At 71.9% G+C, this 9715-nt stretch carries 7 protein-coding genes and 2 pseudogenes; 4 read left to right on the top strand and 5 right to left on the bottom strand.

The features are described from left to right. Positions 1-453, bottom strand: a pseudogene (locus I59_RS20270) (sugar ABC transporter permease); the annotation flags it as partial. Continuing rightward, entirely contained in the window at positions 453-1811 is a 1359-nt protein-coding gene (locus I59_RS16515) for an ABC transporter substrate-binding protein (RefSeq protein WP_042726850.1), read from the bottom strand. The pseudogene I59_RS20270 and the gene I59_RS16515, both read right to left, overlap by 1 nt. Positions 1812-1957: 146 nt before the next feature. Between I59_RS16515 and I59_RS16520 the strand changes: the two genes are divergently transcribed. Both I59_RS16520 and uxaC read left to right on the top strand, forming a co-directional pair. Further along, positions 1958-3046, top strand: coding sequence for a LacI family DNA-binding transcriptional regulator (locus I59_RS16520; RefSeq protein ID WP_022904823.1), 1089 nt, complete (start codon positions 1958-1960; stop codon positions 3044-3046). A 61-nt stretch (positions 3047-3107) separates the two neighbouring features. Continuing rightward, entirely contained in the window at positions 3108-4544 is a 1437-nt protein-coding gene (uxaC, locus tag I59_RS16525; RefSeq protein WP_022904824.1) for a glucuronate isomerase, read from the top strand. A 126-nt stretch (positions 4545-4670) separates the two neighbouring features. Here uxaC and I59_RS16530 read toward each other — a convergent pair whose 3' ends face one another. Beyond that, entirely contained in the window at positions 4671-5210 is a 540-nt protein-coding gene (locus I59_RS16530) for a gluconokinase (protein ID WP_022904825.1), read from the bottom strand. A gap of 114 nt (positions 5211-5324) precedes the next feature. On the opposite strand from I59_RS16530, the gene gndA reads away from it, so the two are divergent. Beyond that, complete coding sequence (gene gndA, locus I59_RS16535) at positions 5325-6782, top strand: NADP-dependent phosphogluconate dehydrogenase (protein WP_022904826.1); 1458 nt, start codon at positions 5325-5327, stop codon at positions 6780-6782. A gap of 133 nt (positions 6783-6915) precedes the next feature. Here gndA and I59_RS16540 read toward each other — a convergent pair whose 3' ends face one another. After that, the gene (locus tag I59_RS16540) at positions 6916-7602 is read right to left on the bottom strand and encodes a hypothetical protein (RefSeq protein WP_022904827.1); all 687 of its coding nucleotides are present in this window, start codon (positions 7600-7602) and stop codon (positions 6916-6918) included. A gap of 157 nt (positions 7603-7759) precedes the next feature. Between I59_RS16540 and I59_RS16545 the strand changes: the two genes are divergently transcribed. Next, positions 7760-9322: a molybdopterin-dependent oxidoreductase gene (locus I59_RS16545; RefSeq protein ID WP_022904828.1), complete on the top strand. Its 1563-nt coding sequence runs from the start codon at positions 7760-7762 to the stop codon at positions 9320-9322. On the opposite strand, the pseudogene I59_RS16550 reads toward I59_RS16545, so the two are convergent. Next, positions 9309-9715, bottom strand: a pseudogene (locus tag I59_RS16550) (putative protein N(5)-glutamine methyltransferase); the annotation flags it as partial. The gene I59_RS16545 and the pseudogene I59_RS16550 overlap by 14 nt on opposite strands.

Genomic DNA, 9715 nt, shown 5'->3' on the forward strand with positions numbered 1-9715 from the left:
ATGTCCCGGAAGAACGTCCCGACGACGAACGCGGGCAGCCACGTACGGGATGAGGTAGACGGACCGGACGAGCCCGCGGCCGGGAAAGCGGTTCTGGGTCGAGATCGCGGCGGCCACCCCGATCGGCACCGTGACGGCGGTGACGAGCACCGACAGCGAGACCGAGATCCAGACCGAGTGGAGCAGCGGCGATGCGGTGAAGGCCTCGACGAAGTTCGCGAACCCGATGAAGGGGGCGCTGAACCACTGCCGCAGCGTGTACTGGTCCAGGTCGAGCATCGCGATGAACACCCCGACGAGGAGCGGCACCACGATGACGGCGAGCATGAGGACGCCCCCGGGCAGGAGCATCCAGAGCGGACGCTCCTTCTTGTACAGCGGGGTCTTGCCCACCGGCCGGACGGGCCGGTGCGACGCCGTGTCGGTCCGCGGGCGGGTCTCGGTGGCGGTCATCACAGCCCTCCGTTCTTCTGGCGGTTCAGGGTGGCCTGCGCGTCCCGTTGCGCGGCCTGGAGGCGCTGTCGGAGCTGGTCGTCGCTGACCCCGCCGCTCTTGAGCTGCGGGATGGACTGCACGACGACGTCGACCAGGGCGAGCTGGATGTCCGACCACGCACCCGTGAAGGCGGTGGGCTTGGAGAGCTTGCCGGCCTGGATGATCGGCGCGAGCTGCGGATTGTCGGCCGCGAGCTGTGCGGCGGCGTCGGCGTTCGTGGGCAGGTTGCCGAAGAGCCGGTAGTACTCGAGCTGGGCCTGCGGCGTGCTGAGCTGCTTGATGAAGTCGAACGAGAGGTCCTGCTTCGTGCCGTAGTCGGCGACGACCCAGTTGTCGCCGGACAGGATGCTGGCGGCCTCGATGCCGTCGCTGGGGCGCGACGTCGCGCCCGGCGGGACGGTCGGCAGCAGGGCGAACTCGTACTTGCCGTCGACCTTCGTGTCCGTGAACGAGTTGATCGCGGTGGTGGTCGTCATCGGGAAGAAGGCGGCATTCCCTTCGGTGAACTGCGCGAGGGCCTGCGCGTTGTTCCAGCCGATCGCGGCCTTGTCGACGACGCCGTCCTTCGTGATCCAGTCGAAGTAGGTGCGGTAGGCGTCCTCGACGGCCTTCCCGTCGATCTCGGCCTTCCCGTCCTTCGACACGATCGTGTTGCCGGCGTTCTGCGCCATGCCCCAGATGAACTTCCACGGGTCGAAGCCGTCGGCGTAGGCGATCGCCAGGCCGTGCACGTCCCCCTCGGTCGTCTTCTTCGCGTCCTCCGTGAGCTGGTCCCACGTGGTCGGCATCTCGGTGATGCCGGCCTTGGCGAGCAGCTCCGTGTTGACGGCCATCACGAACGGGCGGCTGGCGAGCGGGATGCCGATCTGCTTCGACGCACTCGGTCCGGAGATGCCGAAGGACGCCGGGTCGAACTGGTCCTTGCCGCCGACCGCGTCCCACTCCTTCGCCCCCATCTCGACGAAGGCGCCGGTGGCGTAGGCGGTGGGGGTGAACGTGGTGCCGATCGCGTAGACGTCGGGACCCTGCCCGGAGATGACGCTCGTCTGGATCGCGGTCAGTTCCTCCTGCGCGGACGAGTAGGTCTCCCACTGCACCTTCGCGCCGGTGGTGCGCTGGAACTCGGCGGCGACCTCCTGCTGCCACTGCTTGCGTTCCTTGGGGTACGTGGTGTCCGCGCCCATCATGACGCGGAGCGTGTTCGGGTCGTCGCCGCTGCCGTTCACGATGGCGCAGCCCTGCAGCGACAGTGCTGCGAGGGCGACGACGGCGACGGCTCCGACCACGGAGCGGGTCTTCAGTCTTCGTGTCCTCATGCGGGGGTTTCCTCCTCGAGACCTCCGTGGGCTGCGTCCGCCGACCGACCGTCGGCGTCGCTGCCCGGGTGCCACCACTGTCCCGCCGGTGGCAACGTCCGGCAACCGGTTGCCACTTGTTGCCACACCGGCCTACCGTCGGGACCGTGAGCAGCGCAGGCACGGACCTCGGACGACGGGTGACGATCCGCGACATCGCGGACGCGACCGGTGTGGCACCGTCGACGGTGTCCCGTGCGCTGTCGCTCCCGGACCGCGTGAACCACGTCACGCAGCAGCGGATCCAGCAGGCCGCGCGCGAACTCGGCTACGTCGCGAACTCGCAAGCGCGGGCCCTGACCTCCGGCCGAACCCGGGCGGTCGCCGTGCTCGTCTCGGACATCACCAACCCGTTCTACTTCGACGTGATCCGCGGCACGCAGCACCAGCTGTCGGCGGCCGGCTGGACCCAGCTGCTCGTCGACACCGAGGAGTCCGCCGACGCCGAGCTCGCGGCCCTCGGTGCGATCGCCACGAAGGCCGACGGTGCGGTGCTCACCGCTTCGCGCCTGTCGGATGCCCAGATCGCCCGGTTCGCCGAACGCACGCCCCTCGTCGTCGTCAACCGTCGACCCGCCGGTGTGCCGTCGGTGCTCATCGACACCCCCGGCGGGGTCGAGCAGGCGGTGCAGCACCTCGTGAGCCTCGGCCACCGGGACGTCCTGTACGTCGCCGGACCGGACAGCTCGTGGTCGAACGAGCGCCGGTGGCGGGCCCTCGTCCGCGTCGCCAAGCGGCTCGGCGTCCGCGTCGCACGGATCGGCCCGCACGCGCCCTTCGTCGACTCGGGTGCCGCCGCCGCGGACGCCGCCGTCAATGCGGGCGCCACCGCGTGCATCGCGTTCAACGACCTCATCGCCATCGGCATGCTCACCCGGCTCCGGGAGCGCGGCGTCCGGGTGCCCGAGGACATGTCCGTCGTGGGCTGCGACGACATCTTCGGCGCGGACTTCTGCAACCCGCCGCTCACCACGATGACGTCGCCGATCGAGCGAGCGGGCCGGGTCGCGATCCGGATGCTGCTCGCCCGCCTCGGTGCGGCTCCCTCGGGGGCGGGTCAGGGTCCGGGCTCGGGTCCGGCGACCGGCAACGACCTGCCGGACGGGCACGCCGCCGGGGCCGTCGCCCTGCCCACGCACCTGACCGTCCGCGAGTCGACCGGGCCCGCTCCCGCCTCGCCCCGCCGTCCGTCCTGACCGCCGCCCGACCTGACCGCCGCCCGACCTCGCCCCGCCGTCCGTCCTGAAGGAGTCGACGATGACCCAGACCAGCACGACCACGACCGCCGCACCGCTGGCCCCGCACCCCGACCGGCTGTTCCCCGCCGACCCGGCAGCCCGGGACATCGCCCGGACCGTGTACGAGGCGGTGGCCGACGCGCCGATCATCTCCCCGCACGGCCACGTCGACGCCGCGCTCATCGCCGACGACGTGCCGTTCCCCGACCCGGCGACCCTCCTCGTCACGCCGGACCACTACGTCCTCCGTCTGCTGCACGCCAACGGGGTCCCCCTCGACCAGCTCGGCCGCGACAGCACCACCCCGACCGACGGCCGCGAGGTCTGGCGCCACCTCGCATCGCACTGGGACGACTTCCTCGGAACCCCGGTCCGGTACTGGTTCGAGACCGAGCTCCACGACGTCTTCGGCCTCCGGTCGGCACCCTCCGCGGAGAACGCCGACGAGCAGTACGACCACCTCGCGACGCTGCTCCGGTCCCCCGGGTTCCGGCCGCGCGCCCTCTTCGACACCTTCGGCATCGAGGTGCTCGCCACCACCGACGCCCCGGACGCCGACCTCGCCGCGCACGCGCGGCTCGCGGCGGACCCGACCTTCAGCGGCAGGGTGCTCCCGACCTTCCGCGCCGACGCCGTCTTCGACCCGGCACGGTCGGACTGGAGGCACGTGGTCGCGTCGACCGGTGAGGCTGCGGGCATCGACACGGCGACCCACGACGGGCTGCTCGCCGCCCTGCGCGCACGGCGGCAGTACTTCATCGAGCACGGCGCGACGGCCACCGACACGGGAGTGCTCGACGCCGGATCGACACCGCTGTCCGCCGCCGAACGCGAGCGGATCCACCGCGCCGCGCTCGAGGGTCCGTCCGGGGTCACCGCGGCCGAGGCCACCGCCTACCGCCACGACATGCTCTACCGGTGGGCGGAGATGAGCGTCGACGACGGGCTCGTCATGCAGCTCCACCCCGGCGTGCTCCGGAACCACCACCAGCCGACGCTCGACCGCTTCGGTCCCGACACCGGGCACGACCTGCCGGCCGTCGGCGCGTTCACCGAGCCGCTCCGGCCGCTCCTGAACGACTTCGGCACCGCGCCCGGGTTCCACCTCGTGCTCTTCACGGTGGACGAGACCGTGTTCTCGCGCGAGATCGGGCCGCTCGCCGGCTTCTACCCCGCGGTGTACGCCGGCGCACCCTGGTGGTTCATCGACACCCCGGCGGCGATCGGCCGCTACCGTGCTGCGGTCACCGACTCGGCCGGGTTCACGAAGACCTCCGGGTTCATCGACGACACCCGGGCGTACTGCTCCATCCCCGCCCGGCACGACATGGCACGGCGGGCCGATGCGGCGTACCTGGCGTCGCTCGTGGTCACGCACCAGCTGACCGAGGAGGACGCCGTGCGCACCGCCCACCGCATCGTGTCGGACATCCCGCGGGCGACGTTCAAGCTCTGACCAGGACCCGACCCACCCGTGCGGAGCGCGCACGGGTGGGCAGCCAGGAGGCGCTCCGCGCACGACCGCGGGAGCAGCCGGGAGTGGGCCCCGTCGGCGGACGCGTGACGGGCCTCCAGGCCGGACTCAGCCGGAAGTGACCGCGAGGCCCGCGAGGATCGTCCGCACGGTGTCGTCGACGGTCCCGTCGATCGCCACGAGGAGCGCGGCCTCGTCGGGCTGCGGGCGTTCCAGGGTGGCGAACTGGGAGTCGAGCAGTGAGGTCGGCATGTACTCGTGGTGCCGGTGCGACTGGCGTTCCGCGATGAGCTCCCGCGAGCCGTCGAGGAACGCGATCACCAGCCCGGGCGCGGTCGCGCGGAGGCGGTCCCGGTAGGCGCGCTTGAGCGCGGAGTTCGCCATCACCGCGCGGTGCCCGGACGCCTCGATCGCGGCGATCCGTGCCGCGCACGCGTCCAGCCACGGCCAGCGGTCGTCGTCCGTGAGCGGGATGCCGGCCCGCATCTTCTCCTTGTTCGCGGCCGGGTGCAGGTCGTCCGCGTCGACGAACTCGGCGGGTTCGCCATGCTCGGCGAGCGCTGTCGCGACGGCTGCACCGATCGTGGACTTGCCCGAGCCGGACACCCCCATGACGAGGACGGGCGGGAGGACGGCGGGGTCGGTCATCCCTCCACAGTATTGACGCCGGTGAACGTTCTCCCCATGTTGCCGTAACACCCACCAGACCCCAGGGCGCCCGCCGTAGGTTGGTGGCCGGTACGACAGGACGAAGGAGACCTCGTGGCAGACAACGACGGACAGGCGAACATCGGCGTGATCGGGCTCGCAGTGATGGGCTCGAACCTCGCGCGCAACCTCGCTTCACGGGAAGGCAACACGGTCGCGGTCTACAACCGCACGTACGCCCGTACCGAGGAGCTGCTGCAGGAGCACGGCGATGCCGGGTTCATCGCCTCCGAGGACATCGACGGGTTCGTCGCGTCGCTGTCGAAGCCGCGCACCGCGATCATCATGGTGCAGGCCGGCAAGGGCACCGACGCCGTCATCGAGCAGCTCGCGGAGCGGTTCGAAGAGGGGGACATCATCGTCGACGGCGGCAACGCGAACTTCCACGACACCATCCGCCGCGAGCACGACCTGCGCGAGAAGGGGCTGAACTTCGTCGGCACCGGCATCTCCGGCGGCGAGGAAGGCGCGCTGAAGGGACCGTCGATCATGCCCGGCGGGTCGAAGGAGGCCTGGGAGACGCTCGGGCCGATCCTGAAGTCGATCGCCGCGGTCGCCGAGGGCGAGCCGTGCGTCACCCACATCGGCACGGACGGTGCCGGCCACTTCGTGAAGATGGTGCACAACGGCATCGAGTACGCCGACATGCAGCTCATCGCCGAGTCGTACGACCTCCTGCGTCGAGCGGGCGGTCTGTCCGTCGAGCAGCTGGTGGAGGTGTTCGACGAGTGGAACAAGGGCGACCTCGAGTCGTACCTCATCGAGATCACGGGCGAGGTCCTCAAGCAGCGCGACGCCGACACGGGCAAGCCGCTCGTGGACGTCATCCGCGACGAGGCCGGGTCCAAGGGCACCGGCGTGTGGACCGTGCAGAACGCCGTCGGGCTCGGCATCCCGGTGTCGGGCATCGGTGAGGCCGTGTTCGCCCGCGCCGTGTCGTCGAAGCCGACGCAGCGCGCCGCGGTCCAGCAGTCGGTGAAGAGCCGCCCGTCGATCGCGGAGGTGCCGGACACCTTCGCGGACGACGTCCGTGCCGCGCTCTACGCGTCGAAGGTCGTCGCGTACGCCCAGGGGTTCGACCTCATCATCGCCGGGGCGAAGGAGTACGACTGGGACATCAACCTCGGCGACATCGCGAAGATCTGGCGCGGCGGCTGCATCATCCGGGCGCAGTTCCTCAACCGCATCGTCGAGGCGTACGACAAGAACCCCTCGCTCGAGAGCCTGCTGGTGGACCCGTACTTCGCGAACGCGGTCGCCGAGGGTGAGGCAGCCTGGCGGCGCATCGTCGGGATCGCGGCGGCTTCGGGGATCCCCGCGCCCGGGTTCTCGTCGGCGCTGTCGTACTTCGACTCGCTCGCGTCCGACCGTCTGCCGGCGTCGCTCATCCAGGGGCAGCGCGACTTCTTCGGCGCACACACCTACCAGCGCGTCGACAAGGACGGCACCTTCCACACCCTGTGGTCGGACGACGGCCGCCGCGAGGTCGAGCAGGAGCCCTCGACGCACTGACGCCTCGAGACCGCGGCACGACCGCACCCAGGAGGGCCTCGCCGATCCGGCGGGGCCCTCTCCTCGTGGGCCCGGCAGTTCGAGCGCCGGGTCGGGGTCGCTCCACGGGCCGGGTCGGGCTGGCTCGCCAGGGCTAGGCGACGATGCGCTCGCGCGCGAGGTCGGCGACGAGCCGCTCGAGGCGCGGGCCACGTCCGAGCATCCGGCGCGACCCGGGCCCGGAGCGGACGAAGAACGTCGCGACCGCCGGGGTGTCGTCGTGCCGCACGTGGTGCAGCACCACCGCGGTGCCACGGCTGCCGGCCGGGGTCCGTTCGTCCTCCAGTCCGACGTGCACCATCCGCGACCACCGGATCACGAGCATGCGGGTGGCACGCCGCTCGTCGAGCTCCCACAGCGACGCCTCGGTCGCGCCGAACGCCCACGTGACCCGGTCACCGAGCGCGAGGCCCGGACGCAGGTCGGCGACGGAGCGTCGGAGTTCGTCGGTCGGAGCGGCGGGGACGAGCCACACGGTGGGGTCGATGCGCCGGATCGCCAGCGCCAGGGCCTCGTCCTCGCGTCGGAGTCGGACCGTCCTGGCGCGGAGGAGCGCGAACCCGATGAGTGCGACACCGACCGCGATCGCCACGGCCTCGGTGACGCCGAACCACTTCAGGTCGGCGTCCGGCGACGTCGCGACCACGACGATGCGGACGGCGAGCAACGCGGCCCAGACACCGACGATCGTCCAGCGCAGGGTGGCGAACTTCCGCGCCGTCGTCCACGGGCCCCGGTGCCCGCGACGGGACCGGGGAACACGGTCGGGTCGCCTCAGCACCCCCCGATCGTCGCACGGATCGACGGATCGGCGCTGGCCGGGTCGGTGAACGCGCAGGGAATCCGAGCAGTCCTCCACAGCGACCGTCTCTGAGCGCCCGTCCACAGGTGACGGACACCCAGGCTGCACGTGGGCGGGACGACCTACGATCTCCGGTGTGTGGAAGACGCGTGCGGCTCTGGTCGGGATCGTCGCCGCGGTGGTGTTCCTCGCGGCGGCGGAGTTCGCTGCGCTGTTCCTCGGTGGAGCCGGGAGCCCGCTCGTCGGCGTCGGCGGAGCCGTGATCGACCTGGCCCCGCGGGGCGCGAAGGACGTGATGGTGTCGCTGTTCGGCACCGGTGACAAGGTCGCGCTCATCACCCTCATGATCGTGCTCGTCGCGGCGATCAGCGCCGGCGCCGGCGTCCTCGAGCGGTGGCGGCCTCCGGCCGGAGCCGTCGTGTTCGCGATCGGCGGGGTGCTCTCGCTGCTCGCGGTCACGACGCGATCCGGGAGCGGGACCCTCGACGGGGCGCCGACGGTGGTCGGCGTCGCCGCGGCGATCATCGTGCTCCGCACGCTCGTGCTGCGGCTCCGCCGGTGGGAGGCGTCCAGCAGTGCGGCGGCCGTCCCGAGTGCGCGCGCCGAGTCCGACGGCCCCGCCCGGCCCGAGCGTCGCGCGTTCCTGGTCTGGGGTGTCGCCACCGCAGCGGCCGCGGTCGTGGTGGGCGGTGCCTCCCGGCTGGGGACGGCGACCATGCAGGCGGCGGTGGCCGCGCGGCGGGCCATCCGGTTGCCCACCCCGGCGACCGCGGCTCCCGCGGTGCCGGCCGGTGCCTCACTCGACGTCTCCGGGATCACGCCCGTCATCACCCCGAACGATGCGTTCTACCGGATCGACACCGCGCTCACCGTGCCGTCGGTCGACCCGGCGACGTGGAAGCTCAGGATCCACGGCGCCGTCGAGCGCGAGGTGGAGCTCACGTGGGACGAACTGCTCGCACTCCCGCTCGAGGAGCACATCGCCACGATGAGCTGCGTCTCGAACGAGGTCGGCGGTGACCTCATCGGCACGGCCAAGTGGCTCGGGTACCCGATCCGCGAACTCCTCGCGAAGGCCGGGCCGCACGCCTCTGCGGACATGGTGCTCTCCCGCAGCGTCGACGGGTTCACCGCCGGGACGCCGCTCGACGTGCTCCAGGACACCGGGACCGCAGCACTGCTCGCCGTCGGGATGAACGGTGAGCCCTTGCCGCCCGAGCACGGGTTCCCTGTCCGGATGGTCGTGCCGGGGCTGTTCGGCTACGTGTCGGCCACGAAGTGGGTCACCGACCTCGAGGTCACACGGTTCTCCGAGGCGCAGGGCTACTGGACGCCGCGCGGCTGGTCCGAGCGGGGTCCGGTGAAGCTCGAGTCGCGGATCGACGTGCCGCGAGCGGGCAGCACTGTGCAGGCCGGCACGACCGTCGCGGTCGCCGGGGTCGCGTGGCACCCGCACACCGGCGTGGAGGCCGTGCAGGTCCGGGTGGACGACGGCGAGTGGCAGGACGCGACGCTGGCCGAGTCGATCTCGGCCGACACGTGGCGGCAGTGGGTGTGGCGGTGGACGCCGACGAAGGGCTCGCACCGGCTGCAGGTGCGGGCGACGGGCGCCGACGGTCAGGTGCAGACGAGCGTCGAGCGGACGCCGGCCCCGAACGGCGCGACGGGGTGGCACACGGTGACGGTCACCGCGGACTGACGGCGTCCGGCCGGATCGCCACCACGCAGGTGCCGTCCACGGAGCCGTCCTGGACGACCTCGGTCACGAACCCCTGTGCGTCGAAGGCCCGCGCCGAGGTCGGCGCCTGCGCCTCGGAGACCTCGATCACGACGGCCCCGCCCGGCCGCACCCACTCCGCCGCTCCCCAGGCGATGCGGCGGTGCAGGTCGAGCCCGTCCGCGCCACCGTCCAGGGCCGCGCGGTGCTCGTGGTCGCGCGCCTCGGACGGCATCGTCGCCACCGCGTCGGTCGGGACGTACGGTGCGTTGACGGCGAGGACGTCGACAGCACCGCGGAACCGCTCGGGCAGCGGCGCGAACAGGTCGCCGGCCACGACGATGCCGCGGTCGCCGATGTTCTCCGCCGCCACGT

This window comes from Curtobacterium sp. B8 (assembly GCF_000333315.1).
GTDB lineage: Bacteria > Actinomycetota > Actinomycetes > Actinomycetales > Microbacteriaceae > Curtobacterium > Curtobacterium luteum.